The organism is Bradyrhizobium altum (assembly GCF_020889705.1).
GTDB lineage: Bacteria > Pseudomonadota > Alphaproteobacteria > Rhizobiales > Xanthobacteraceae > Bradyrhizobium > Bradyrhizobium altum.
The window spans coordinates 1-26,776 of sequence record NZ_JACMYP010000118.1 but is presented as its reverse complement, the minus strand read 5'-3'; the positions used below and the strand labels follow the sequence as shown (position 1 = coordinate 26,776).

The window sequence follows — 26,776 nt, the reverse complement described above, 5'->3', positions numbered from 1 at the left end:
GCGGAAAGCGCTGCCGCCGAGAGCACTGCGCCCGATGCCACCATGGCCGCCACGCCGCCGGCGCCGCCTCAGGAGGCCGTTGCAACGCCGATCACTGGGGCTACCGCGGCCGCGACGCCGGAGCCGAGCGAAGCATGGCTCAAGGCGGAGGCTGCGCTGGCCGAAGCCGAAGCCGCAGAGCTCGCCCGTGTCACCGAGGCCGCCGCTGACGCCCAGGACGAAGCGGTGCTCGACCTCATCGCGATGGAGATGGGCGCGCCCGATCCGATCGACGAAGAAGCGATCGCCGAGGAAATGCATGCTGCCGAGGCGATGCGCGTCGCCGAGGCGATGGCTGACGAGCCCGAGATGGTTGCACCGGCCATTCAGCCCGAGCCCGCACCGGCGCCCGAGCCGATCGAGGTCAAGGTCGAGCCGCTACCGATCGCTGCAGCGCCGATTGCTGCAGCACCGGTTGCCGCGGCTCCGGTGGCCGTGCCGCCGCCTCTCCCACCCGCCGTCGAGGCTGCCGTTGCTCCCGCAGCAGAACTCTCACTCGGCTCGACCATCATCGCGAGCGGCCTTTTGAAAAAGCCGAGCGTCGCGGCCAACGATCCGCTCGCGCCGATCCGCCGCATGAGCCAGGTCGAGAGAATCGCGTTCTTCTCGTAGACGCGACGTGCGCGCGCTGCGCACTCACCTTCCATCGACCACCCGCGCAGCGTGACCCAGCTCACGTACGGCGGGCGTGTCCGCGCCTAGCCTCGCCGCGACCGGTCCCGCACCGGGACCAGCTTTTGGGAGCGCGCGATGGTCCGCCTGACATCCATCATGATATCGGCCGCATTGCTCGGTCTGTTGAGCCTCGGTGTATCGGGCACAGCATCTGCCGAGACCGGCGGCATCACCGTCGGCAATGCCACGCAGGCGCCGGCGCAACCGATCGATCAAGCCGCTTCGCCGACGACGCCTGCTGTGGCAACGCCGGGCGCGCTACGCGGCCCCGAGCAGCGCGTCGCGCTCGTGATCGGCAATGCGAACTACGAGAATGCGCCGAAGCTCGCCAATCCCGGCAATGACGCGCAGTCGATGGCCGAGCTGTTGAACGCGGCCGGCTTCGAGGTGATCGCCGCGACCGACCTCAGGCAGGGCGACATGGTGAAGGTGTTGCAGGATTTCTCCGACAAGGTCACGGCGCGCGGCCCCGGCACCGTCGCGATGATCTACTACGCCGGCCACGGCGTGCAGCTCGCCGGCGAGAACTATCTGATTCCGGTCGATGCCAAGATCGCAGCGCCGTCCGACCTCGACGGCAATGCGGTGCGTCTGGTCGACGTGATGGGCACGCTCGAGAACGTCCCGAGCCGGATGCGCATCGTGGTGCTCGATGCCTGCCGCAACAACCCGTTCCCCAACGTCAACGATGCCGGCCGCGGCCTTGCCGTCGTCGACGCTCCGAGCGGCTCGATCGTAGGCTATTCGACGGCACCCGGCATGGAAGCGCAGGATGGCAGCAACGGCCACAGCCCCTACACCAACGCTTTCCTGCGTCTTGCGCGCGAGCCCAACCTGCCGATCGAGCAGTTGTTCAAGCGCGTCCGCCTGGAGGTCAACAGCACGACCGACGGCCGGCAGACACCGTGGGAAAGCTCGTCGCTGACCTCCGACTTCTATTTCTTCGGCGACACCGCCGTCGCGTCGGGCCGTGCGCCTGAAAACGGTCCGGTCGTGCAGATGGCATCGAACCTGCCGAATCGCTCGGTGCGCCAGGCCTATGACTTCGTGCTGTCGGAGGGGCGGCCGGAATACTATGAGGAATTCATCCGGCTCTATCCGCACGATCCGCTCTGCGATCGCATTCGCTTCCTGCTGACGAACTGGCTGCAGGTCGCGGCCTGGCACAAGGCGGTGCTCGCCAACACGCCGTTCGCCTACAAGACCTTCCACGACAATTTCGGCAACAGCCCCTACGCGCAGTCGGCGTTGAAGCTGCAGGCGCAGCCGAAAGCAATTCCGCTGATGCAGTTCACGCGGCTTTCTAGTCGTCCGGCCTTCCGGCCGATCAATGCCGGCGTGCAGGGCACCGTCGGCAAGATCGTGACCATGCCTGCGCCTGGAGCGAAGCCGGTCGCATGCCAAGCTCAATCGGCAAGGGCAAGGTTGCGAGCCTTCCTGGAGCCAATGCCGGCAGCACCACATCGAACCGGATCATCAAAGATAACAGCGGGCAGCACTTCCGCGCCGAGCGGCAGAGCATGCAAGTCAACCGGACGGGATCGGGTGGTAGCCATACAGCGTTCCACCCAAGTCCGTCCGGCTCACATCCCGGCGGAATGGGCGGCGGCCACGGTGGCGGCTTCAGGCGCTGATCAGCCGCGCTCCACAACGAAACGGGGGTAGAGCGAGTACCGCCCTGCCCCCGTTTCTTTTCAGGATGCTGGTCTCAGGCGACGAGCTTCGCAAACAGGTCGGCGTCGACGTTGCCACCCGAGAGCACGATGACAACGTTCTTACCCTTGGCGTCGATCCGCCCCGCCAGCAGCGCCGCGAGCCCGACTGCGCCGCCGGGCTCGACCACGAGCTTCAGCTCGCGATAGGCGAAGGCGACGGCAGCACCGACCTCATCGTCGGAGACGCTGACGCCATTTGCGAGCAGCTTGCTGTTGATGGCGAAGGTGAGCTCGCCCGGCATCATCGCCATCAGCGCATCGCAGATGGTGCGCGCCGCGACCGGATGCGCCTCGCGATGGCCGACCTTGAGCGACAATGCGTGATCGTCGTAGCCCGCGGGCTCGGCGACGATCACCTGGGCCTGCGGATATTTCGCCTTCACGGCGGTGGCGACACCTGCGATCAACCCGCCGCCGGAAGCCGGCGCCACCACGATGTCGGGCACGAGCCCGAGCGCGGCCATGTCCTCGGCGATCTCGCGGCCAGCGGTGCCCTGGCCTGCGATCACGAAGGGATCGTCATAGGGACGCACCAACGTCGCGCCGCGCTTGCTGGCGATGCCATTGGCGATCGCCTCGCGGTCGTCGCGATCGCGATCGTACAGCACGACCTCGGCGCCATAGGACTTGGTCCGCTCACGCTTGGTGATCGGCGAGTCCGCCGGCATCACGATGGTCGCCTGCATGTTGAGGATCTTTGCCGCCGCGGCAACACCCTGGGCGTGGTTGCCCGAGGAGAACGCGACGACGCCCCCGCTCCGCTTGTCCTGCGGTATCGAGGCGAGCTTGTTGAAGGCGCCGCGGAACTTGAACGATCCGGTCCGTTGCAGCATCTCGGGCTTGAGGAAGACCTGGGTGCCGACACGTTCGTTGAGAACGGGGAAGGTCAGGAGCGGCGTGCGCACCGCGAACGGCGCGACCACCCTTGCGGCGGCATCGATGTCCGCAGCCGCGACGGGTGGATTGAGAGTGATGTCCGTCATCCGCGATTTGTATCGCGGCGGCGGGTAACCCGGCAAGACGCTTTAGCGTGAGTTTGGCTGAGGCGCCGGCAAGGCCGCGAAATGATGCTCTTCGGCGCCGAATTCGAGCGCCTCGCCCTCGCCGTCGGGCGCCGCGGGGCGGACGTTCATGCAGCGGTCGATGAATACCCGGGCCGACGCCTGCCAGGTGTGGAGCGCGGCGAAATCGACGCAGGCCTGCCGCGGGATGCTGAGCGCCTCCAGGCAGGCGTGGCGCAGATCCTCGTCGAGCACGCCGACCGGCGCCGCGCCGATCACGTCGCGGGGACCGGTGACCGGAAAAGCGGCAACCGGGAGGCCGCTGGCCAGCGCTTCAAGCAGCACCAAACCGAACGTATCGGTGCGGCTGGGGAAAACGAACACATCGGCCGCGGCATAGATTTCGGCCAATTCTTCCCCATGGCGGGCGCCGAGGAAGAGGGCTTCCGGATATTTCCGCTCCAGCGCCACCCGCGCCGGGCCGTCGCCGACCACCACCTTGGTGCCGGGCAGATCGAGATCGAGGAACGCCTCGAGGTTCTTCTCCACCGCCACCCGGCCGACGCTGAGATAGACCGGCTGCGGCAGGCAGAGATCGACATCGCGCGGGTGGAACAGCGCGGTGTCGACGCCGCGCGACCACAGCACAACGTTGCGGAAGCCGCGCTGGCGCAGTTCGGCGGCCAGCGCCGGGGTCGCGGCCATCACCGCCCGGCTCGGCCTGTGGAACCAGCGCAGCGCACGCCACACCCAGGCTTCCGGGACCGGCGTGCGTGCCGAGACGTATTCGGGAAAGCGGGTGTGGAAGCTCGTCGTAAACGGCAAGCCGCGCCTGCGGCAATAGCGGCGGACCGACAGCCCGATCGGGCCTTCGGTCGCAATATGGATGCTGTCGGGCTTGGCCGCCTCGATCAGGCTGGCGACCTTGGCCTGGTACGGCAGCGCCAGCCGGAGATCGCGATAGCTCGGCATCGCGAAGGTGCGGAACTCGTCCGGCGTCAGGAAGCTCACCTCGACGCCGAGCGATTTCGCCGCCTGTGCCATCATGGTCAGCGTGCGGACAACCCCGTTGACCTGGGGATGCCACGCATCAGTCGCGACCATGATATGCGTCATGCAGCGCGTGCCGTCACTCGCGGAACCGGCGCGATCCGGCGTACCGGATCGGTCCAGGTGATGATCTCGAAATGGCCGTCCTCGTGCTCGGCAAGCGCCGTGCAGCTCTCCACCCAGTCGCCGCAATTCATGTAGCGGATGCCGTGCTCGTCATGAATCGTCGCGTAGTGGATGTGGCCGCAGATCACGCCGTCGCAGCCGTGACGCCGCGCCTCTCCGGCCAGCGTCGCCTCGAACGCGCCGATATAGTTCACCGCCTTCTTGACCTTCAGCTTGGCCCATTGCGACAGCGACCAGTAAGGCACGCCGAACATCTTGCGGAAGAAGTTGACAAAGCGATTCATCTGGATCGCGAAGTCGTAGGCCTTGTCGCCGAGATGGGCGAGCCAGCGCGCGTTCTGCACCACGAGATCGAAGATGTCGCCGTGGATCACGAGGTAGCGCTTGCCGTCGGCGCCGGTGTGAACGGTGTTCTCCACCACGTCGATGCCGCCGAAATGCGTGCCGTAATATTTGCGCAGGAACTCGTCGTGGTTGCCCGGGACGTAGATCACCTTGGCGCCCTTGCGCGCCTTGCGCAGCATCTTCTGCACGAAATCATTGTGGGTCTGCGGCCAGTACCAGTTCGACTTCAGCGCCCAGCCGTCGACGATGTCACCAACGAGGTAGATCGTGTCGGCATCGTGGGAGCGGAGGAAGTCCAGCAGGCGGTCGGCTTGCGAACCGCGGGCTCCGAGATGAACATCGGAGATAAACAAAGTGCGAAAGCGCCGCTCGGGGCTTTCTTCACTCAAGGAGTCACTTCCCATGCCTGTGCACCTAACAGATTCCTGTGACAAGGCGATGACGATCCCCGCGACCCAAGGCCTCACTAACAGTTAACGGGAATCAGCAGCACGCCCCTCCAGTGCGGATAACAGCGGCGTGCGACAATCTGGCGACATGGATGGACGCGGCTGTGCGGAACGGGCTTTGTGTTGCCTGCCTATCGCGGGGGAACAGCGAAGCGATGAACACGTAGCCCGGATGGAGCGAAGCGCAATCCGGGAAGGTGCTTCCGCGGAATGTGCGGCCCCGGATTTCGCTGCGCTTCATCCGGGCTACGAGAGCTTCAGTAATATCTGTGGAAGTGGTGCACCGGTCCGTGGCCGCGTCCGACGGCGAAGCGATCGGCGGCGGCGATTGCATCGGTGATCCAGGCCTTGGCGTTGCGCACGGCGGTCTCCATCGCCTCGCCCTTCGCCAGTCCGGCGGCGATCGCCGATGACAGCGAGCAGCCGGTGCCGTGCGTGTTGGCGGTTGCGATGCGCGGCGCCGCGAGCGCGATGCTGTGCTCGCCATCGATCAGATAGTCGATGCTCTCCGCGCCGTGCCCATGGCCGCCCTTGACCAGCACCGCGCGACATCCCATCGCCAGCAATTGCCGGCCCTGTCGCGCGACGTCGGCCTCGCTCGCAGCAACCGGCTCGTTCAGCAGCGCCGCCGCCTCCGGCAGGTTCGGCGTGATCAGCGAGGCCAGTGGAAACAGCATGGTCTTCAGCGCATCGAGCGCCTCGGCCGCCAGCAGCCGATCGCCCGAGGTTGCGACCATCACCGGATCGAGCACGATGTGGCGCGGCGCCCAGCGCTTCAGCCCGTCGGCGATCGCCACGATGGTCTCGGCCTGCGCCACCATGCCGATCTTGACCGCGCCGACGTCGAGGTCGGAGAACACCGCATCGATCTGGGCCGTGACGAACGAAGCGGGCACCGGATGGATGCCGCTGACCCCCGTGGTGTTCTGCGCGGTCAGCGCCGTGATGGCGGAAGCGCCATAGACCCCGAGCGCGGCAAAGCTCTTGAGGTCGGCCTGGATGCCCGCCCCGCCCGAGGAATCCGAGCCGGCAATGGTGAGCGCGACCGGCGTCATGTTGCGGGACCGACGGTTGATAGAAATGAGATCATTACGAACGAGATCATGGCCTGTCCTAGCCCGGCCGCCCATCGGCAGCAAGTTCGCCTGACTTACCCGCGAGTTGGCCTTGTTGCCCCCTGGCCTTGACCCCTTGCCTTGGCCGCCCGTTTTTGGCCTATAGTCACGGAAATCCCCGGAGACGACTTTGATGGTTCCTTTCTTCGTCCAGATCAAATGCAAGCTCGGCCAGTCCTACACCGTCGCCAACGCGCTGGCGGAAGCCGAGATTGCGTCCGAGATCTATTCCACCGCGGGCAATTACGATCTGCTGGTCAAGTTCTACGTCGACCACGACACCGACATCGGCCATTTCATCAACGAGAAGGTTCAGGTGATCCCGGGCATCCAGGACACCCTCACCATCATCACCTTCAAGGCGTTCGGCGCGAAGTAGCGCATAGACTCCATGCGTGCCCGATAGGCGAGGCGCGCGCCGCTAGGCGGCCGGCGCCGAGTCGATCAGCGCCTTCAGGAACGTGACAACGATACGGCCGCTGCGATTCACTTCGCCACCCCTCGACAAGAGCGCCATGCCGCGGCCCAATGCGATGAAGCCGGTAGCGATCTCCACGGGATCGGCGGGCGCCTGCTTGCCAAGCAACTCGAACAGGCGCGTCACCAGCACGCCCAGCGCACGGCGGTGCTTGCGGTTGAGTTCGTTATAGCCTTGCGCGAAAGTCGGGCTGCGCAGCGCCTGCAATTGCAGTTCGATCGCCAGCACGGCAAACCCCGGATCCGAATTGGCGGTGGCGGCCCATTTTTCGAGGCCCGCCATCACCTTCGCAGGCTCGCCCGGCGTCTGCCCCAATACGCCTTCGATTTTTGCACGCTCCTCGGATTGGTGCCGTTGCACCAGTTCCAGCAGGATCGCCTCCTTGTCGGGAAAATTCGAATAGAACGCGCCCTGCGAGAATCCGGCTGCGTCGGCGATGTCGCGCACGGAGGCCTGCGCAAACCCCTTCTTGATGATCTCCTCGCGCGCCGCCTCGATCAAGAGACTCTTCGTACGGGCCTGACTCTCCTCGCGATTTAGCCTGGGCAACGGATAGGACTCCCGAACCTGCAAATACCAATTGATTTTCAGATATCATCTGATATCTATCTCAGATAGCAGTTGATATTTGTAACCCGACGAGTCGGCCGGACGCGCACGGAGTAGCTATATCATGCAGATCAGACGATTGGACCGTACGCTCGCGATTCTGGCGACGCTCGCGGCGTCGACCGTCGCCGCCATGGTGATCGGAATCCTCACCACCAAGGGTTCGCAGGACTTCTTCCAGACCGCCCGCTCCGTCGAAGCCTATGGCGCGTATCTGGGGACATCCCTCGTGCCGTTCGGCCTGCGGCTCAATCTCGGGCTCGATAATCTCTTCATGATCTTCTACGGCGCATTTTTCACCGTGCTGGCCGCGCGGCTGCGCACCATCATGGACCCCTATCTGCTGGGCGTCGCGCTCGCCTCCATGATGCTCACGGTTATCCTCGATTGCGTCGAGAACCACCACATCATGACCATGGTGCATGCGATCCAGAACGGATTGCCGCTGTCGCCAGCCGATGGGGAGCTGCAGATGATCGCCTCCCAGGTCAAGTTTCACGCCAGCTATCTCGCAGTCTTGCTGTTCTCGTTCGGCTTCCTGCAGTTCGGCAGGCTCGGCAGGACCATCGCGGCGGCGCTGTGGTGCTACATCCCGTTCGGGGTCCTGATTTCGGTCACGCCGGTGGAGCAGGCGAAGGCACTGGTCCTGGGACGGACAATCTTCTTCGTCTTTGCCTTCATCCTGTCCGCCGTCCTGTTCGCTTCACAGGCCAAAAGCCACGGTCGGAACAGCCAATAGCAAGCCCGGAGGATCCCCTTATGCCGATCACGATGGTCACGATTGCCGGACGAAGCCTGCTCGCATTGCTGTTCATCCTTGCCGGCGCAGCCAAGATCGCTGGCCCGAAGCCCTTCCTCGACCACATGGAGGCACACCATATTCCCGGCATGCTGCTGCCGCTGGTCATCGCGCTCGAGCTTGGTGCGGGCCTGGCGTTGCTGATCGGCTGGCAGCCGTCATTTGCCGCCGGCGCGCTTGCGCTGTTTTGCCTCGCGACCGCGTTCGGGTTTCACCTCGACCTCGCCGATAAGGCGGAACGAACGCTCTTCTTCAAGGACCTCGCGATTGCCGGTGGCTTGATGGTCATTGCGGCCAGTGCGTGGCGCGGATAGCAGGCCAACCATCACGCGGCGCAATCAGGAAGGATCCGTCTTGTCCGCCTTGCGCGTCGGCTTCGGCGGTCCCTCGACCGGCGGCAGCGACTTGATGTATTCGGCGATCGCATCGCGATCGGTCGGCGAGAGTTGCGAGGTGTTGCGGATCACGCGCACCATCGATCCGCCGGCACTGTCGCCGTCCGGTGTCTGTCCGCTCTCGAGGAAATAGGCGATATCCTTCGCGCTCCAGTCCGCGATCCCCCGCGGCGTGATGTTGGGCACCCAGCCTTCGCCTTCGGGATTCGGGCCACCGGCGAAGCGCTGCGAGCTGATGATGCCGCCGAGAAAATTGCGCGGGCTGTGACACTCGGCGCAATGGCCGAAGCTGTTGACGAGATAGGCGCCGCGATACCAATGCGCCGAGCGGCTCGCATCCGCGACGAACGGCTTGCCGTCCATGAACAGGAATTTCCAGACACCGACATTGCGCCTGATGTTGAAAGGAAACGGCACATCGTGGTCGCGCACCTTGCCGGCGACCGGCGGCAAGGTCTTCAGATAGGCGAACAGGTCGCGCACGTCATTGAGCCTGGCGTGCTGATAGGACGTGTAGGGAAACGCCGGAAAATAGTGCGTCCCCGACGGCGAGGTGCCCTTCATGACCGCGGTGACGAAATCAGCCTCACTCCAGCGGCCGATGCCGTCGTTCGGATCGGGCGAGATGTTCGGCGCATAGAAGGTACCGAACGGCGACGGTATCGCGAGGCCGCCGCCGAGCCTGGTGCGGTCGTCCTGCTTCGGCACCGCATGGCAGGAGGAACATCCTCCCGCATTGAACGTTGTGAGCCCGTTGGCCAGATTGGGCTGGTAGGCGGGCAGCGCGCTCGCGGCAACGGTCGCGGGGATCGTCAGCCACCAGAACACACCGAAGCCGATCAAGCCGGCCAAGACGGCCAGGAGGAGAATTCGTCGCAACATTCACCGATCCGTCATTGGTCGCGTCAGTTCATCAACCAGTATGATGGCAACCGGTCGCACAAGCTCGCATCAAATTTGCCGCACTCACGATCATTTTGGGAATAAATCCGGAGAGCCGCGGTTTGAAGATTTGCAACCATCGTGTGACGTCAAAGGGGAGAGAACCATGCCAAACAAGACCTTGCTTGCCACGCTGACATTGGGCGCCGCAATCGCGCTCGCCGGTCCGGCCTTTGCCGAGAAGCTGACGGCGAAGCTGGACGGCAAGTCCGAAGTGCCTGCCACCACCAGCGCCGGCACCGGCACTGCCGACATCGACTACGACGCCGCCTCCAAGAAGCTGAGCTGGAAGCTGACCTATTCCGGCCTCTCGGGCCCTGCGACCGCCGCGCATTTCCATGGCCCCGCCGAAGCCGGCAAGAATTCCGGTGTCGCGGTTGCCATCCCGAACGCGACGTCGAGCCCGGTCGAGGGCAGCGCGACGTTGACCGACGCGCAGGCCGCCGATCTCCTCGCCGGCAAGTACTATGTCAACGTCCACACCGCCGCCAACCCGGGCGGCGAGATCCGCGGCCAAGTGACGAAGTAGATCTCACGAAGTAAACTTCAACAAGAAACGGCCGGCACAAAAAGGGCGGATGCTTCACAGCATCCGCCCTTTGATCGACCGAATGGCGATCAGCCCTTCTTGAGGCGATAGGTCTCGTGGCAGCCGCCGCACTGCTTGCCGATCACGGTCAGCTCGGCCTTCAGCGTGTCGACATCCTTGATCTTGCCCTTGGCGTCAGCGACGGATTTGGCAAAGCTCGCGATGTGCTGCTCGAAGCCGGCCTTGTCTTCCCAGATCTTCGGCCCAGCGGAGTAATCGCCTTCCGTCTTGAGGCCCTTGCTGCTTTCAGGAAAGAGCGTCGGCAGCTTCTTGGCAGTGTCCTCGAACTTCGCCAGCGCGGCGTCGACCGTTGCCTGGTCGTAGGGCTTCTCGCCCTTGATCATGGCGCCCAGCGCACCGGCGTTCTTGCCGGTTTCCTTCATCTGGGCCTGGGTCTGCTTGACCTGATCTTGGTCGGCCACCACCGCACCCGCACTCAACGCAAGCATCGCTGCAACGACGACAATCCGCTTCATCGGCAAAACCCCTCAATCCTGCTCCGTCCCGGTCCGCAGGTACGCGGCCGGCCTGGTTGGCAAACACCGCAGGCGGAATCTTCATTCCGCCTGCGACAATTTATCAGAGATTATGGCGGCGCTGCGCCTCGCGGATCGCGATCCAGACCCGTTCCGGCGTGGCCGGCATGTCGATGTGGTCGATCCCGAACTCGCGATGCAGCCCCTCGACGATCGCGTTGACGACCGCCGGACACGAGCCGATCGCGCCGGCCTCGCCTGCGCCCTTCACGCCGAGCGGGTTGGTCGTGCACGGCACGTTGTGGGTCTCGAACACGAAGGACGGCCCGTCGGCGGCGCGCGGCATCGCATAGTCCATGAAGGTGCCGGTGACGAGCTGACCGTCGGTTGGGCTATAGACCGCCTGCTCCATCAGCGCCTGCCCGATGCCCTGCATGGCGCCGCCATGAACCTGGCCCGCGAGCATCAGCGGATTGAGCGTGACGCCGAAATCGTCGACGATGACGTAGCTGACGATCTTGATGATACCGGTGGCGGGATCGATCTCGACCTCGGCGAGATGCGTGCCGTTCGGATAGGTGCCGTCGGCGCTGGCGAAGGTCGCACTCGAGTTCATCTTCGAGGTATCGCCGCCGGGACGTTTGGCGAGATCGGCAAAGCTGACCGAACGGTCGGTACCGGCGATGCGGATACGGCCGTCGGCGATTTCGAGGTCGCCGGCGCCGGCTTCCAGCGCCTGCGCCGCAAGCTCCTTCAGCTTGTTGCCGAGTTCGTGCGTTGCCCGCTGCACGCTGACGCCGCCGGACGGGATCGATGCCGAACCGCCGGTGCCGAGACCGGTCGCGATCTTGTCGGTGTCGCCCTGCAGCACATGGACGCGCTCGGGCGGTACGCCGAACTGCTCGGCGACGATCTGCGCATAGGCGGTCTGGTGGCCTTGCCCGCTCGACTGCGTGCCGATCAGGATCGAGATGTCGCCGTTGGGATCGAGCGCCACATTGGCGGTCTCCTCGCCCATGGTGCCGCAGACCTCGACATAGCTCGCCATGCCGATGCCCCGCACCAGGCCGTCCTTCTTGGCGGCCTTGGCGCGCTTCGGAAACTCCTTCCAGTTGGCGATCTCCATCGCGCGCTTCATATGCGCGACGAAGTCACCGGAGTCGTAGACCTTGCCGGTCGCGGTCGTGTAGGGCAGCGACTTCGGCGGGATGAAATTCTTCCGCCGGATGGCGTCCGGCGTCATGCCGAGCTTTCGCGCGGCTGCATCCACGAGCCGCTCGATCACATAGGCGGCCTCCGGGCGGCCGGCGCCACGATAAGCATCGACCGGCACCGTGTTGGTGAACACGGTGCGGACGCGGCAGTGGAATGCCTTGATGTCATAGAGACCCGGCAGCATGCCGGCGCCGCCATGCGGGATGTAGGGCGCGAACGTCGAGAGATAGGCACCCATGTCGCCCATCAGATCGACATCCATGCCGAGGAATTTGCCGTCCTCGGCAAGCGCCATCTTCGCGGTGGTGAGATTGTCGCGGCCCTGCGCGTCGCCCATGAAATGGTCGGAGCGCTCGGCGGTCCATTTGATGGTCTTCTTGAGCTTGCGCGCCGCAACCGAGATCAGCGCATACTCGCGATAGGGAAACAGCTTGGTGCCGAAGCCGCCGCCGACATCCGGGCAGATCACCCGCATGTTCTCCTTCGGCATCTTCAGGATCATGTCGCAGAGGATCTCGCGCAGGCGGTGGCTGCCCTGGCTGCCGATCGTCAGCGTCAGATGATCCTTCCTGGCGTCGTACTCCGCGACCGCGGCGCGCGTCTCCATGAAATTGGTGATGACGCGCGGATTGACGATGGTGATCTCGGCCACCGCATGCGCCTTGGCGAAGGCGGCCTCGGCGGCGCCCTTGTCGCCGATCGAGACGTCGAACAGCAGATTGCCGGGCTTGTCCGGCCACACCTGCGGCGCGCCCTTCTTCACCGCATTGATCAGGCCGGCCACTGCCGGCAGCGGCGTCCACTTGACGTCGATCGCCTCGATCGCGTCGCGGGCGTGATCAAGGGTATCGGCGACCACAAAGGCGATGGCGTCGCCGACATGGCGCACCTCATCCCTGGCGAGGATCGGATAAGGCGGTGCGGTGAACGGATCGGTTTCGAGATTGAACAGGCACGGCAGGCCGCCGAGTTCGGCGACATCGGCCGCGGTCAGGATCAGCGCCACGCCGGGCATGCCGCGGGCTTTGCCGGCATCGATCGTGTAGGTCGCGTGCGCATGCGGCGAGCGCAGCATCAGCGCGTGCAATGCGGGAGACGGAGCAACGTCGTCGGTATAGCGGCCCTTGCCGCGAATCAGAGCGTCATCCTCCTTGCGTCGCACACTTTGTCCGACGCCGAACTTGATGGGAGCTGCCATCGTCTCTCCAATTGCCTTGGTTGTTTGTATGCATATTGGCGTGGTTGTCAGCGAAGCGCAAACCGCTTTCCGCCGCACGCGGCGCTATCCCAGACTCGGCTCCTATGCATTTGATTTGACAGGTAAAACTATACGCGGCGCAGCGCGAACAGCCAGCCGCGGCCGAACAGCGTGAGGATCAGCAAGGCGTAGACGAAGGCGCCGACCGTGATCAGCAGCAGCAGGATCATCTCATCGCGAAAGATCTGCATCGGCGCGAACCACACATAGGCGAAATGCGAGGTCAGCCACAGCGCGAGCGCGAGCAGCAGGCCACAAATCGCGAACGTGCCGAACGAGCGGATCAGCGCGCGATCGAACGCGAGATAGCCGCGGCGCACGGCGAACAGCAGCACCAGCAGCAGATTGACCCAGGCCCCGACCGCGGTCGCGAGCGCGAGCCCGACCTGCGCCAGCGAGCCGACCAGCGCGATCTTCAGCGCGACGTTGACCGCGACCCCGGTCAGCGCCGCCTTTACCGGCGTTGCGGTGTCCTTGCGGGCGTAGAAGGTCGCGACCGCGCTGCGGATCATCACGAAGGGAATAAGCCCAACCGCATAGGCCGCGAGCGTGGCGCCGGCGCTTGCGGCATCGGCCTTCGAGAACGCGCCACGGGCGAACATCGCGCGCATGATCGGATCGGCAACGGTCAGGAACGCCGCCACGAACGGAACCGAGAACAGCAGCGTGAAATCGAAGGCGCGGCGCTGTGCGGCCATGGCGCCGGCGTGATCGTCGGCGGTCAGGCGCCGTGACATCTCCGGCAGCAGCACGGTGCCGATCGCGATCCCGATCACGCCGATCGGCAGTTGATTGAGGCGGTCGGCATAGTAGAGCGCCGACAGCGCGCCTGCGGGCAGGAAGGTCGCGATGATGGTATCGGCGAACAGCGCCACCTGCGTTCCCATCGAGCCCAGGGTTGCCGGCCCCAGCGCGCGGAAGAAGGCGCGGACGTCCTCGTCGAGCTTGAGCGGCGCGAACCGCGGCAGGCCGCCGTGGCGCCCGAGGTCGCCGGCGAGCAGGAAGAACTGCAGGAAGCCCGAGATCAGGACGCCCCAGGCCGCGGCGTGGCCGGCGCTGGGGAAGAACGCCGCAAGCGCCAGCGTCATCATCATGGCGAGGTTGAGGAAGATCGGCGCCGCAGCGGCGCTGGCGAAGCGATGCATCACGTTGAGCATGCCGCCATAGAGCGTCACCAGCGTGATCAGCAGCAGATAGGGAAAGGTGATCCGCGTCAGCTCGATCGCGAGCTGGCGCTGGGATGCGTCCTCGGTGAAGCCCGGCGCGAGAATGCTCATCGCCTGCGGCATGAACGCCATCGCGACGACCAGCAGGATCACCTGCGAGGCGAACAGCAGCGTGAAGATGCGGTCGGCGAACAGCCGCGCCGACGCTTCGCCGCGCTCGCCATGGACATGGGCATAGGCCGGCACGAAGGCGGCGTTGAAGGCGCCTTCGGCAAAGATCGCGCGGAAATGATTGGGCAGGCGCAGCGCCACGAAGAAGGCATCGGCGACCGGCCCGGCACCGAGGATCGCCGCGAGCATGATGTCGCGCGCAAACCCGGTGACCCGCGATAGCAGGGTATAGCCGCCGACGGTGAAGATGCGCCCAAGCATGCGCTGCTTCTAGCGCATCATCACCCTACGTCAAAATGACGTATCAGGCAGAAAGCGCGCTGCGCACAGCCGCGATGACGCGGTCCTGCGCCGCCTCGTCGAGATAGGGGTGCATCGGCAGGGCGATGACGTCCTTCGACAGGCGCTCGCTGACCGGCAGGCCACCGTCGGCAACCGGATAGTGGCTGTAGGCCGTCTGCTGGTGGACCGACTTCGGATAGTAGATCATGGTCGGCACGCCCTGCGCCTTCAAGGCGGCAGCGAAGGCGTCACGATCGATGCCGTTGGTCAGACGGATGGTGTATTGCGCCCACACCGAGGTGCAGCCGGGAGCAACGCGCGGCACCGCGACCAGGTTGCCGAGCGCCCGCGAATAGCGTTCCGCGACCTTGTTGCGGGCCGCGATCTCGTCGTCGAAGATCTTCAGCTTCTCGAGCAGGATCGCCGCCTGCATGGTGTCGAGCCGCGCAGTGAGGCCGAGCCGCACGTTATCGTACTTGTCCGAGCCCTGGCCGTGGACGCGGATGCTGCGCAGCGTGCGTGCGAGTTCCTCGTCGTCGGTGAAGATCGCGCCGCCGTCGCCGAAACAGCCGAGCGGCTTGGCCGGGAAGAAGCTGGTCCCGGTCGCGAGGCCGAAAGTGCCGAGCTTGCGGTTCTTGTAGGTCGCGCCAAAGCCCTGCGCGGCATCGTCGAGCACGAACAGGCCTTCGGCCTCGGCGACCGCGCCGATCGCGTCGTGATCGGCGCTCTGGCCGAACAGATCGACCGGGATCACGGCAACCGGCTTCAGCCCACGTGCCCGCGCCGACGCAATGCCGCGCTTCAGCGAGTTGACGTCGATGTTGAAGGTCTCCTCATCGACGTCGACGAAAACCGGCGTCGCGCCGGTCAGCGTCACGACTTCGCCGGTTGCGCAGAAGGTGAAGGTCGGGCAGAGCACCGCATCGCCCGGCCCGACGTTCTTCGCCATCAGGGCCATCAGCAGCGCGTCGGTGCCGCTGGCGCAGCTCACCACGTGCTTGGCGCCGCTATAGTCAGCCAGCGCCTTCTCCAGCGCGGTGACTTCCGGGCCGTTGATGAACTGGCAATGGTCGAGCACGCGCGCGACCGCGTCATCGATCGACTTGCCGAGCCGCCGGCGCTGCGCGGCGATATCGATGAAGGGAATGGGCTCAAGCTGCATATGCTGGTTCATGGAAGCTCTTTGCACGTGTTGAATGGACTACAATCAGCCAGTGAAGGCAATCAGCCGGCGATGCGGCGCGGTCCCTTGCGCATCGTCGATGCGGCGGGCCGGGCGGGCGATTCCAGGCAGCGGATCGCGATCTCGAGGCTCGCCACGCCTTCGTCGCCGGACACCGCCGGCAGCTTGCCGCTGCGCACGGCATCGAGGAAGGCGATCAGCTCGGCACGCAACGGCTCGTCGTGCCCAACCGGCAGATGGCGCATCGAATAGCTGCCGTCCGGCTTGAAGCCGAAGCATTCGGTGACCTGGCGGGTGAGCAGGTCGCCCATCACGTACTTGCCGCGGGTCGCAACCGTCACGTTGCGCGCCTTGAACGGCGTCAGCCAGTTGGTGTTGATGTGGGCGAGCACGCCGGACGCCGTGCGGAACTGCAGCAGCGCGATGTCCTCGCGTTCGGCGACCGCGCTCGAGAGCTGCGGCTGTACCTCGACGATGTCGGACTCGGTGAACCAGCGGATCAGGTCGATGTCGTGTACGGCGAGGTCGATCACGACGCCGACATTGGACATCCGTGGCGGGAACGGGCCGACCCGGGTGATGCCGATCGACAGGATATCCTCGCCCGAGATCGCCTGCTTGATCGCGGCGACCGCCGGATTGAAGCGCTCGACATGGCCGACCATCAGCGTGACGCCGGCCCGCTCGGCGGCTGCGACGATCTCGCGGCCCTCTTGGACCGTGGAGGCGACGGGCTTCTCGACCAGGATGTGGATGTTGCGCGCGATGCAGGCGAGCGCGATCTCGTGATGCAGGTGGGTGGGTGCGGCGATCGTCACCGCATCGACGCCCTCGGCAAGCAGCTGATCGAGGTTTTCGAAGGCGCGGCAACCAACCAGGTCGATAGCGCGTGCGCGGTGCTCCGGCAGCGGATCGACGATGCCGATCAGCACGACGCCAGGCAGTCCGGCCAGTACGCGGGCATGGTTGCTGCCCATCACGCCGGCGCCGATCACGCCGACGCGCAATGCGCGGCCGATATCGGCCCTCGCGCCGGCTGCGGACACTTTTGCATTCATATCGTAGACCCCAAGTAGCGTTCTGGCGGTTGTCCCGGCTCCTCAGGGAGCCATCCAGGCTCCGAGGGAATCAGACCAAGGCCCCTCGTCCCGATCTGCGCCTCCGGCGCAAATCACCCCGCTTCGTTGGCAGCCGCTATAGCACGGCGTCACAAATGTGGCGAATGCCAACGGCGAAATCCGGACACGTTTTGATTCAAAGAGTTACATCGTCCCGCGCCCGGCGATTGGCGCGGGAACCGGCTCGCCTCAGCTGCGCCGGTAGTCGTCCTCGATGCGGATGATGTCGTCCTCGCCGAGATAGCTGCCGGTCTGCACCTCGATCAGCTCGAGCTGGATCTTGCCGGGATTCTCCAGCCGGTGCACCGCGCCGATCGGGATGTAGATCGACTCGTTCTCGTGCACCGTCTTGATCAGCTCGTTGACGGTGACCTGCGCGGTGCCGCGCACCACGATCCAGTGCTCGGAGCGGTGATGGTGCTTCTGCAAGGACAGCCGCCCGCCGGGCTTGACGATGATGCGCTTGACCTGGTGGCGGTCGCCATTGTCGACCGATTGATAGGAGCCCCAGGGGCGATGCACCTTGATGTGGTTCTCGGTCACCTCGGGCGCCGCCACTTTCAATTTCGCGACCAGCCGCTTCAGCCCGTTGGCGTCCTTCTGGCGTGACACCAGCACGGCGTCCTGGGTCGCGACCACGACGAGGTCGTCGACGCCTTCGAGCGCAACCAGCGCCCGGTCGGTCGAGACGTTGCAATTGCGGGAATCCTCGAACACCGCCGCGCCGCGCGCCGCGTTGCCCAGGCTGTCCTTGTCGGAGAGCTCCCAGACCTGGCGCCACGAGCCGATGTCGGACCAGCCGCACGCCACCGGCACCACCGCGGCATGAGCGGTCTTCTCCATCACGGCGTAATCGATCGAGATCGCCTTTGCGGCGCCGAACGCCGCTGCATCGAGCTTGACGAAGCCGAGATCGCGCGTCGCTGACGCAACCGACTGCTCCACCGACGCAATGCTGTCCGCATCGACGTTGCGATACTCGTCGAGCAGCACGCCGGCGCGGAACATGAAGTTGCCGCTGTTCCAGAGATAGCCCGCATCGATATAGCCGGCCGCCGTCGCGGCATCCGGCTTCTCGACGAATTTTGCCACCGCGCGCACTTCGCCGGCGACCACCTCACCCGGGCTGATATAGCCGTATTCGGTCGCGGGCCGTTCCGGCTTGACGCCGAAGGTCACAATGCGGCCGGCTTCGGCGGCCACCAATCCGCCGCGGCAGGCGGCGACGAAGGCCGGCGTATCCCGCACCAGATGGTCGGCGGCGAGCGCCAGCACGATCGCTTCGCTGTCACGGCTCTGCGCGAATGCCGCACCGGCCGCGATCGCGGGCCCGGAGTCGCGGCGCATCGGCTCCAGCAGCACATCGGCCTCGCGGCCGATCTCGGCGAGTTGCTCCAGCACCATGAAGCGATAGGCCTCGTTGGTGATCACGATCGGCCGCTCGAACAGGCCGGCGTCGGAGACCCGCAGCAGCGTCTCCTGGAAGGTCGAGCGCGCCCCGAACAGGGACAGGAACTGCTTCGGATGCACCTCGCGTGACGCCGGCCAGAGCCGCGTGCCTGCGCCGCCGCACATGATCAGGGGAATAATTCGTCGATCCATCGATGCCTCAAGTCCTGTCGTGCCAGTCCTGTCGTATCCATCCGCGGACGGCACACCAAAATGGCCCGGTGCCGCCGTGGCCGGCAGCCCTGTTGCCTGGGAAGCACTATCCGGGCAGTCACGCGCCCCCACGCGTCTGGTCGGATCTTACCGGTCTTGTAAACTCCCGGCGAACGGCTGGCCGTTCCCCGTCCCGGCATCTTTAGCCGCCCCTTCGCGCCTGCCGCAATAGGGACCAGTACGGGTATTGCCAGATCGGTGCGGAAACCATACCAAGGCGGCGAATTTAGGCGCGCGAAAGCGTTTTGCGCTGTTTTTGACACATCCTGAAAACCTGGCAGCGCGAACGGAAATGCGCCGAATCCTGCTTTCGACCGTCAAGATCCTGATCTCGGCTGCGCTGCTCTATTTCTCGCTGCGCAAGGTCAACCTGTATGATCTGGCCTCCCGCATCCAGGTCGAGAGCCTGGGCTGGCTCGGCCTCGCGATCGCGGTCACCTTCCTGCAGATCTTTCTCGGGGTGCTGCGCTGGCGCGAGATCAGCGTGGAGTGCGGCGCGCCGCTGGAAACCGCGCAGGCGATGCGCTTCAACGTGATCGGCACCTTCTTCAACCAGACACTGCCGTCCTCGATCGGCGGCGACGCCGTGCGGCTTTGGCTCGTCGCGCGCGCCGGTGCTGGCTGGCGCGCCGCCACCTATTCGATCTTCGTCGATCGCGCGGTCGGACTGATCGCCCTGGCCGTCGTCATCGCGGCCACCCTGCCCTGGAGCTATCGGCTGATCTCCGATACCCACGGCTGGATGGCGTTGCTGCTGCTCGACCTCGCCGCGCTTGCGGCCGGATTTGGTTTCCTCGTGATCGGCCTGTTGCCGTGGCCCTGGCTGAAGCAGTGGTGGGCAACGCACCACATCCACGCTTGCGCGGTCATCGCGAACCGGGTGTTGTTCAGCCGCAAGCACGGATTGCGGGTCGCGACCCTTTCGATCGCCATTCACGTGGTGACTGTCGTGATCGGCTGGTGCGTGGTGAAATCGATCACCGCCCCGGTCACCTTCGGCCAGATCTTCCAATTGTTGCCCCCGGTCATGCTGATCACGATGATGCCGATCTCGATCGCGGGCTGGGGGGTGCGCGAGGCCACGATGGCGCTCGCCTTCGGCTATGCCGGCCTGATCGCGAATGAAGGCGTCAACATCTCGCTGCTGTTCGGCGCGGTGTCGTTCGTGGTCGGTGTGTTCGGCGGCCTAGTGTGGATCCTGAGCCCGGAAAAGGCCGCCAAGGGCGCCGAGCCGATCGAAGTCCCGGGGTCGCAATCGCGAGTCCCGGGATCGCCATCGCGAATCCCGGGATCGCAGTGACCGGACCAGAATGAGCAGTTTCGAGACCCTCCTGTCATTGATCGCAGCGGTGCTGGCTGCATCGATCTCGGCCGTCCTGATCCGGGCAACGCGGCCTCTTCTGCTGCGCGTGGCACTGGCGAAGCCAAATGCGCGCTCGTCGCATCGCATTCCAACGCCGCAGGGCGCCGGCATCGCGGTCATCGCAGCCACGCTGCTGGGGGGCGGGATCGTCATCGTGCTGGCCGGATCGCCGGAGCTGACGATACCGTTCACGGTGTTCGCGGCCTGCCTGTTCATCGCGGTGGTGGGCTTTGCCGACGACATCCGGTCGCTACCCGTCGTCCCGCGCCTGTTGCTCCAGGCGGCCGCCGTTGCAGCCGTGGTGTTTTCGGCGCCGGCCGATCTCAGGCTCGTTCCGGCCTGCCCGATCTGGCTCGAACGCGGCCTGCTGCTGATCGCCGGCCTCTGGTTCGTGAACCTCGTCAACTTCATGGACGGGCTCGACCTGATGACGGCGGCCGAGGCCGTGCCGATCACGGTGGCCGTCGCGCTGCTCGGCAGCTTCGGCCATGTTCCCGCGGCTTGCGCGCTGGTCGCGGCGGCGCTGTGCGGCGCGCTGCTCGGCTTCGCGCCGTTCAACCGGCCGGTGGCCAAGATATTCCTTGGCGATGTCGGCAGCCTGCCGATCGGCTTGCTGCTGGGCTGGTGCCTGCTCGAGCTTGCCCTGCATCAGCAATTCGCCGCCGCGCTGCTGCTGCCGCTGTATTATTTGACCGATGCGACGGTCACGCTGTTTCGCCGCATCGCGCGGCGCGAGCCGTTCTGGTCCGCGCACCGCTCGCACTTCTATCAGCGCGCGACCGACAACGGATTTGTGGTGTGGCGCGTCGTCGGCGAGGTCTTTGCACTCAACGTGGCATTGGCGCTGCTCGCATTCGCCTCGGTCGCCCTCAATTCCCTCGTCGCAGACATCGTCCTGCTGCTGGCCGGCGCGCTCGCCGTCGCCTGGCAACTGCGCCGGTTCTCGCGACCGTTCTGATCGGGCCAGAGCGTTTTCCAGCGAAGTGGATACCGGTTCGCGCCAAGAAAACGCGTCAAAATGAAATCTAGAGATCCGTTCGACTCAGCGCGCGTCTCAGCCCCTCGTCGAGGCTGATCGGCTGCTGCCATCCGGTGCTCGCGACCTTGGACAGATCAAGTTCAAGCGAGGCGAAGAGGCTGTCATAGGCTTCCTTGCGGCCGCCCACCGTGAGCGACACTTTCAGGAGCGGCGACGGCAGCCAGAACAGACGCGGCGAGGTTTCTGCCGCGCGGGCAAGGCGCTCGACGAACTCCCGCGTCGAGACCTGCTCGCGGTCGGCCACCAGAAAGACGTCGAAATCATTTCCCGGTCGCGACAACCGATACAGAATGAACGACGCCAGGTTTTCCGCCGACAGGAACGCGCGGCGATTCTTCACAAAGGCGAGCGGGAGCGGCATGCGATTGATCACCGCACGCTTGAGCAGGGCGAAATTTCCTTTCGCACCGGCGCCGTAGATCAGCGGCGGCCTGATCACGGTCACCCTCATGCCGCTGCCCGGCACAATCCCCTTCAGACCAACCTCGGCGGCCGCCTTCGAGTTTCCGTAGAGACCGCGAGGTGTCAGGACATCATCCTCGCGAAACGGCGGGCGTCCGTAGTTGCTGCGCCCATGCACCAGGATCGTGCTGACAAAAATGAAATCCCGAACGCCCGCCGCAACCGCCGAACGCGCCAGGTGCAGCGTGCCTTCGATATTGACGTTACGGTAGAGCTCGATCGCCTGTTCATCGGACTGCTGGTGAACGCGAGCCGCAAGATGAACAACGGCGTCCACGCCATCGAGCGCGGCGCGCCAATCGGTGGCGGGACTGAGCGAGCCGATCGCCACGTCGTTTGCATCCTGCAGCAGGGTGCGCACCGCGCGTCGCACCAACCAGCCGTTCTGCTCGAGCTCAGGCACCACGTGGCGACCGACAAAGCCGCTCGCACCCGTCACCAGAACCGTCGGGCGGCGATCATTCATGCTGTCCGCTCCACATCGTCTTTGGATAACAGCTCCGCAACCAGCGCAGCGTAGCTCGACAGGGCCCGCTCGGGACTGAAGGTCCGCGCGGTCGCGACGGCACGTTCGGCCATCGCGGCGTCCTGCGATTGCGACGCCATCCTGATCGCATCGGCGAGTCGGTCGGGCCGTCCCGGCGTGACGACCCAGCCCAGCCGGTTCTCGCTGACGGTCAGCGCGGCCTCGGCTTCGGATTCGGAGACCAGGATGACGGGCCGGCCGGCTGCGAGCAGATTATAGAACCGGCTCGGGACCGATACACCGGCAACGTTCTCGCGATAAGGAATGAGCCAGACGTCCGCGCTGGAGAGCAGCGCATCGAGCTCGCCATCCGCGACGCGCTCGACCAGCGTGACGTTGGCGAGCTGCGCCTCGGCCTGCATCTCCTTCAGCCGCGCAAAGCCCATGCCCCATCCCGACAGCAGGAAATGGATGTCGCGTTCGTCACGCAACAGTCGCGCGGCCCCGAAGACGATGTCCGGATCGTGGGTGAAGCCGAGATTGCCGGACAGGCCGACGACGAAGCGGGCGGCGATCGCCTTGCGAAACGGATTATCGGGGCTGACGGGACGATTGCCGGGGTCGAGCGTGGCCCAGTTCGGGATGAACCTGATCTTGTCCGGTGTCATGCCGCGATAGCGCAGCAGCAGCTTCTCGGCATCGCGGCCGATCACGATGACGGCGTTCAAGGCACGGAACATCAGCGAGTTGATCGCGCGCATCGCCCGCGCGACCAGCGAGGACGGCCGCAGCAGCCCGGCCATCACGAGAACATCCGGAAACAAATCGTGCAGGATCAACGCCGACTTCGCCCCCTTCAGCCGCGCCGCGGCGGCAACCGCATAAGGCAGCGCGAAGGGAGCCGTCACCGTCAGCGCCACGTCGCCCCGCTGCAGCCGCGACAACAACGCAAAGAACATCCGTCCGGTGAACAGTGCCTCGGCCAGCGCGCGCTTAATCAGCGCCGCCTTGCCCGGCAGCCGGTTCCTGATCTCGACGACGACGGGCCGCCCCGGCGCCGGCGCCCTCGCCGAGCCCGGCATCCCGGAGACCACCACCACGTCCGCCTCCTGCGCGATCCGTTCGGCGATCGCGGACATGATCGCGGCGGTCGTGCTGTGGTCCGGCGGATAATGCTGGCTTGCGACCACGACTTTTCGAGAACTGGGCATCAATGGCTTTCGAAACGGTGCTGCCTGATCGCCCGCAGGACGGCGCGGTCAGGCGGCATTCGACCCGAACTCGGGCACGGCGTCCTGAAGGACGGCACGGATGGTGACGCGGTCATCCCTCTCGATCGCATCTTCCAGCGCCGCGAGCCACTTGCGCAGCGTCGACATCGGAGGCTGGTTCGGCTTGGCGGCCATGACGCCGGCAACGCCGATTTCGAGCGTCGGCTCCTGGCTTGCGAACAGGATCTCGTTCAGCCGCTCGCCGGGACGGATGCCGCTGAACACGATCTCGACGTCGACGCCCGGTTGCAGGCCCGACAGGCGGATCATTCGCTCGGCGAGATCGACGATCTTCACCGGCTGCCCCATGTTCAGCACATAGACCGAGACGTCAGGTCGCGCCGGCGTCATGGCGTGCGTCGCGGCGGTGATCACGAGATCGCAGGCTTCGCGGATCGTCATGAAATAACGGACCATGTCCGGATGGGTCACCGTGATCGGTCCGCCGGCCTCGATCTGGGCCTTGAATTTCGGCACCACGGATCCGTTGGACGCCAGCACGTTGCCGAACCGCACTGAGATCAGCCGCATATGCGACTTGCCCCTGGCCTCGGTCATCAGGTCATGATCCATCGCCTGACAGTACATCTCGGCGAACCGCTTGGTCAGGCCCAGCATCGACACCGGCTCGATCGCCTTGTCGGTCGAGATCATCACCATGGCGCTCGCGCCTGCGGCACGCGCCGCGTCGGCGACGTTCACCGAGCCAAAGATGTTGGTCTTGACCCCTTCGCTCCAGTCGCGCTCCAGGATCGGCACATGCTTGAGCGCCGCGGCATGGAACACGATGTCGGGCTTGAACTCGCTCATCAGGCGCGTAATGCGCTCGCGATCCCTGATGTCCGCGATCCGGCCCTCGATCTCGGGGCCGCTGTCGCGCGCGGACAGCGCCTCGGTGACCGCATAGAGCGCCGGCTCCGAGTTCTCGACGACCAAGAGGCGCGCCGCGCCGAAGGTCGCGACCCTCTCGCAGATTTCCGCGCCGATCGAGCCGCCGCCGCCGGTCACGATGACGGACTTGTCCTTCACCAGCGTCTCGAGCCGCGCATAGTCGATCTTCTGGCTCGGGCGCAGCAGCAGGTCTTCGACCGCGACATTGGTGAGCCGTGGCGTATCGCCGCCCTCCAGCGACGGCAGGCGGCTGACCATCAGACCGAGCCGCTTGGCGCGCATCAGCACGCTTTCCGGATGCGCATCCGGCTCGAAGGCCGAGGGCGTCATGATCACGCGCTTGATCGGCCGCTGGCGGCTCTCGAAATCCCGAATCACGGCTTCGATATCATCGACGCCGCCGACCACGGGAATGTTGCGGATCATCTGGCCGCGGTCCGCGGCCGACGGCGAGAGCACGCCGACCGGCCAGAGCCGCTTGATGGCGCCGTTCTCGATGCCGCGCAGCACGACTTCCGCGTCGGCCGTGCGTCCGACCAGCAGCGCCGACGCGGCATTGTCGGATCGGGCGTGAAGTCGCGTGCGCGAATAGCGGAAGTAGCGATAGCCGAGGCGCAGCGCGCTCAGCGCGAACACCTCAAGGAAGAAGAACAGGATGATCGTGACGCGGCCGAGGAACACCGGGCTTGGCGAATTCGCTCCGGTGAAGAAGTAAACGTAATCCACCACGACCAGTGCCAGCGTCAGCACCGCTGCGACCCGCAGGATGTTCACCGCGTCCGGCAGCGAGGTGAAGCGCCATTTCGCCGTGGTCAGATTGGAGAAATAGCTGACCACGACGCTGAACAGCACGAACCAGGGCAGAATGCGCAGCAAATGCGGCAGCCGATCGGTAAGCAGGCTGCCCTCGAAGCGCAGATAAAAGCTCGCCAGCAACGCAAACGTCGTCGCGAGCGCGTCATGTGCCAGAATCAGGAAGTTGCGCAGGTGGAATTGTGAAAGGCGCGTCATCTAACGGACGGGTTGCTGGCAACTGGGAGTTGGCGACGAGACATTGGCAGGCTGTAGCGTATCTGCGGAGCCCTTGCCAGCGATCATGGACGGATCGGAGGCTCGGGTTCCATATCCGTCCCCAATCGCCCCTTCAACGCCATCCCGCCCGCAACGCCGACGCCCAGCACGTACATCCAGCCTTCATGAAAGTCGAAGATGTGTGAATTAAACAACGAACTTGAAATATTCTGTACCACGACGAGAAGCCCGATCCAGTTGACGAGACCGTCGCCGCGGAATAGCAACAGGTGCAGCAGCCACATCGCGTACAGTATCGCTACACCCACAATGCCCCACTGCACGGCGACGTTCAACGTTTGATTGTGGGGGTTTCCGATCACTTCGGCGGAAGCCTGGTTCACGCCGCCCGCCGCGACGCGCTCGAACAGGCCCCGCGTCGCTCCGGTGCCGTGGCCGATGACCGGAGCCTCGGCGAAGAAGCCGAGCGATTTGCGCCAGAATTCGAGCCGCAAACCAAGCGACGTCGGCTCGTTGCGCTCCATGTAGAGCTTGTAGTCGCGCTGGAATGAATCGGCCGTCGCGCGCAGTTGCGGCGAGGCGTACCACGCCGCCACGAACAACGCGCCAACCCCACACAGGATCAGAGCGATGCTGCGCCAGCGCAAATGCAGCAGCGCAAATACCGCGAACATGATCGGAATGGTCACCAGCGCGGTCCGCGACACCACCACGAACGCCATGTTGGCAAGCAGGCTGAGCGCGATCCCGACCAACAACACGGCCGGCAGGACGCGATTGGCCCGCAACAGCATCACGATCGGATAGGCCAGCGCGACCGCGCACAGCGTGAATTCCTGGCTCTGGTCGATGTAGTTCTTGACGAAGACGCCCTGCTCGCCGGGGGCCGGCGCCCGTAGCGCGAGGTGGGGATAGGCAAGCACCAGCCACGACATCAGCATCAGCAGCGTGCAGGAGACGAGGAAAGCCACGAACACCCATGTCCCGCGGCTCGAGCGCTGGAAGTGATAGAGCAGCACCGGAAGCACCAAGAGCTTTGCGGTCGGCCCGACCGCGTACAATCTCGCGCCCCAGGCGGCGTCCGACCAGAGCGTGCCGGTGAGCGCGAGGCAAAACAGCGCGATCGGCGCCACGCAGATCGGCCGCTTCAGCAGCGTCCAGAACGCCCGCAGGTCGACGGTCGGCGCAATCGAGATCAGCAGCACCACGCCGAAGATGCCGACCAGCGAGGTCGACCACGGCAGCGACACCGCAATCAGGACCGCGACCACATCGGTCGTGCTCTGCCAGCGCGCCGGATCGCGCCAGGCCGGGCACGCCGCGGCCCCTGCCGGGGATGCCATGCTCGCGCTCACGCCTTGCCCTCGCGAGCCCGGGCAACCAGCGACGTCGTG

General features: G+C 65.3%; 23 protein-coding genes and 1 pseudogene. 8 read left to right on the top strand and 16 right to left on the bottom strand.

Translation table 11 applies throughout. The features are described from left to right. Both H8B02_RS25950 and H8B02_RS25945 read left to right on the top strand, forming a co-directional pair. Positions 1–651, top strand: a pseudogene (locus H8B02_RS25950) (hypothetical protein); the annotation flags it as partial. A 138-nt stretch (positions 652–789) separates the two neighbouring features. Next, positions 790–2,379 (top strand): caspase family protein, encoded by a 1,590-nt coding sequence (locus H8B02_RS25945; protein WP_229168868.1) that lies wholly within the window; start codon positions 790–792, stop codon positions 2,377–2,379. 43 nt (positions 2,380–2,422) lie between these two features. On the opposite strand, the gene H8B02_RS25940 is transcribed toward H8B02_RS25945, so the two are convergent. From H8B02_RS25940 to thiD, 4 genes are all read right to left on the bottom strand, one after another. Further along, complete coding sequence (locus H8B02_RS25940) at positions 2,423–3,412, bottom strand: threonine/serine dehydratase family protein (protein ID WP_092115464.1); 990 nt, start codon at positions 3,410–3,412, stop codon at positions 2,423–2,425. Between the two features lie 42 nt (positions 3,413–3,454). Then, entirely contained in the window at positions 3,455–4,546 is a 1,092-nt protein-coding gene (locus H8B02_RS25935) for a glycosyltransferase family 4 protein (RefSeq protein WP_229168867.1), read from the bottom strand. Further along, a complete protein-coding gene (locus H8B02_RS25930) occupies positions 4,543–5,355 on the bottom strand; it encodes a UDP-2,3-diacylglucosamine diphosphatase (RefSeq protein WP_050403538.1) in 813 nt (270 codons plus the stop codon). Before H8B02_RS25930 ends, H8B02_RS25935 begins: the two co-directional genes overlap by 4 nt. Before the next feature lie 302 nt (positions 5,356–5,657). After that, on the bottom strand, positions 5,658–6,455 hold the full coding sequence (thiD, locus tag H8B02_RS25925; RefSeq protein WP_229168866.1) for a bifunctional hydroxymethylpyrimidine kinase/phosphomethylpyrimidine kinase: 798 nt from the start codon (positions 6,453–6,455) through the stop codon (positions 5,658–5,660). A gap of 193 nt (positions 6,456–6,648) precedes the next feature. Here thiD and H8B02_RS25920 point away from each other — a divergent pair, with 193 nt between their 5' ends. After that, the gene (locus H8B02_RS25920; RefSeq protein ID WP_016845986.1) at positions 6,649–6,894 is read left to right on the top strand and encodes an Lrp/AsnC ligand binding domain-containing protein; all 246 of its coding nucleotides are present in this window, start codon (positions 6,649–6,651) and stop codon (positions 6,892–6,894) included. 42 nt (positions 6,895–6,936) lie between these two features. On the opposite strand, the gene H8B02_RS25915 is transcribed toward H8B02_RS25920, so the two are convergent. Next, positions 6,937–7,494, bottom strand: coding sequence for a TetR/AcrR family transcriptional regulator (locus H8B02_RS25915; RefSeq protein ID WP_229168865.1), 558 nt, complete (start codon positions 7,492–7,494; stop codon positions 6,937–6,939). A gap of 172 nt (positions 7,495–7,666) precedes the next feature. On the opposite strand from H8B02_RS25915, the gene H8B02_RS25910 reads away from it, so the two are divergent. Next, the gene (locus H8B02_RS25910) at positions 7,667–8,341 is read left to right on the top strand and encodes a hypothetical protein (RefSeq protein ID WP_229168864.1); all 675 of its coding nucleotides are present in this window, start codon (positions 7,667–7,669) and stop codon (positions 8,339–8,341) included. 20 nt (positions 8,342–8,361) lie between these two features. Further along, positions 8,362–8,715: a DoxX family membrane protein gene (locus H8B02_RS25905; protein WP_229168863.1), complete on the top strand. Its 354-nt coding sequence runs from the start codon at positions 8,362–8,364 to the stop codon at positions 8,713–8,715. Between the two features lie 24 nt (positions 8,716–8,739). Here H8B02_RS25905 and H8B02_RS25900 read toward each other — a convergent pair whose 3' ends face one another. Then, on the bottom strand, positions 8,740–9,678 hold the full coding sequence (locus H8B02_RS25900) for a c-type cytochrome (protein WP_229168862.1): 939 nt from the start codon (positions 9,676–9,678) through the stop codon (positions 8,740–8,742). Positions 9,679–9,844: 166 nt separating this feature from the next. Here H8B02_RS25900 and H8B02_RS25895 point away from each other — a divergent pair, with 166 nt between their 5' ends. After that, the gene (locus H8B02_RS25895; protein WP_092115468.1) at positions 9,845–10,267 is read left to right on the top strand and encodes a CHRD domain-containing protein; all 423 of its coding nucleotides are present in this window, start codon (positions 9,845–9,847) and stop codon (positions 10,265–10,267) included. Between the two features lie 89 nt (positions 10,268–10,356). On the opposite strand, the gene H8B02_RS25890 is transcribed toward H8B02_RS25895, so the two are convergent. The 6 genes from H8B02_RS25890 to H8B02_RS25865 form a co-directional block, all read right to left on the bottom strand. Continuing rightward, the gene (locus H8B02_RS25890) at positions 10,357–10,803 is read right to left on the bottom strand and encodes a c-type cytochrome (RefSeq protein ID WP_229168861.1); all 447 of its coding nucleotides are present in this window, start codon (positions 10,801–10,803) and stop codon (positions 10,357–10,359) included. A 103-nt stretch (positions 10,804–10,906) separates the two neighbouring features. After that, positions 10,907–13,216, bottom strand: coding sequence for a xanthine dehydrogenase family protein molybdopterin-binding subunit (locus H8B02_RS25885; RefSeq protein ID WP_229168860.1), 2,310 nt, complete (start codon positions 13,214–13,216; stop codon positions 10,907–10,909). A 128-nt stretch (positions 13,217–13,344) separates the two neighbouring features. Next, entirely contained in the window at positions 13,345–14,874 is a 1,530-nt protein-coding gene (gene murJ, locus H8B02_RS25880) for a murein biosynthesis integral membrane protein MurJ (RefSeq protein ID WP_229168859.1), read from the bottom strand. Positions 14,875–14,917: 43 nt separating this feature from the next. Then, positions 14,918–16,069, bottom strand: coding sequence for a DegT/DnrJ/EryC1/StrS family aminotransferase (locus H8B02_RS25875; protein WP_229168858.1), 1,152 nt, complete (start codon positions 16,067–16,069; stop codon positions 14,918–14,920). A gap of 50 nt (positions 16,070–16,119) precedes the next feature. Next, entirely contained in the window at positions 16,120–17,136 is a 1,017-nt protein-coding gene (locus tag H8B02_RS25870) for a Gfo/Idh/MocA family protein (protein ID WP_229168857.1), read from the bottom strand. Between the two features lie 249 nt (positions 17,137–17,385). Then, on the bottom strand, positions 17,386–18,798 hold the full coding sequence (locus H8B02_RS25865) for a mannose-1-phosphate guanylyltransferase/mannose-6-phosphate isomerase (RefSeq protein WP_229168856.1): 1,413 nt from the start codon (positions 18,796–18,798) through the stop codon (positions 17,386–17,388). Positions 18,799–19,150: 352 nt separating this feature from the next. On the opposite strand from H8B02_RS25865, the gene H8B02_RS25860 reads away from it, so the two are divergent. Further along, the gene (locus H8B02_RS25860) at positions 19,151–20,158 is read left to right on the top strand and encodes a lysylphosphatidylglycerol synthase transmembrane domain-containing protein (RefSeq protein WP_229168855.1); all 1,008 of its coding nucleotides are present in this window, start codon (positions 19,151–19,153) and stop codon (positions 20,156–20,158) included. A 10-nt stretch (positions 20,159–20,168) separates the two neighbouring features. Continuing rightward, positions 20,169–21,179 carry an MraY family glycosyltransferase gene (locus H8B02_RS25855; RefSeq protein WP_229168854.1) on the top strand — a complete coding sequence of 337 codons (1,011 nt, stop codon included), beginning with the start codon at positions 20,169–20,171 and terminating at the stop codon, positions 21,177–21,179. Positions 21,180–21,246: 67 nt separating this feature from the next. On the opposite strand, the gene H8B02_RS25850 is transcribed toward H8B02_RS25855, so the two are convergent. The 4 genes from H8B02_RS25850 to H8B02_RS25835 all read right to left on the bottom strand — a co-directional run bounded on the left by H8B02_RS25850 (position 21,247) and on the right by H8B02_RS25835 (position 26,725). Continuing rightward, a complete protein-coding gene (locus tag H8B02_RS25850; RefSeq protein ID WP_229168853.1) occupies positions 21,247–22,188 on the bottom strand; it encodes an NAD-dependent epimerase/dehydratase family protein in 942 nt (313 codons plus the stop codon). Next, the gene (locus H8B02_RS25845; RefSeq protein ID WP_229168852.1) at positions 22,185–23,399 is read right to left on the bottom strand and encodes a glycosyltransferase family 4 protein; all 1,215 of its coding nucleotides are present in this window, start codon (positions 23,397–23,399) and stop codon (positions 22,185–22,187) included. The genes H8B02_RS25850 and H8B02_RS25845 overlap by 4 nt, the downstream gene beginning before the upstream one ends. 48 nt (positions 23,400–23,447) lie before the next feature. Continuing rightward, a complete protein-coding gene (locus tag H8B02_RS25840) occupies positions 23,448–25,361 on the bottom strand; it encodes a nucleoside-diphosphate sugar epimerase/dehydratase (protein ID WP_229168851.1) in 1,914 nt (637 codons plus the stop codon). An 83-nt stretch (positions 25,362–25,444) separates the two neighbouring features. Next, positions 25,445–26,725 carry an O-antigen ligase family protein gene (locus H8B02_RS25835; protein ID WP_229168869.1) on the bottom strand — a complete coding sequence of 427 codons (1,281 nt, stop codon included), beginning with the start codon at positions 26,723–26,725 and terminating at the stop codon, positions 25,445–25,447. Positions 26,726–26,776: the final 51 nt, after the last annotated feature.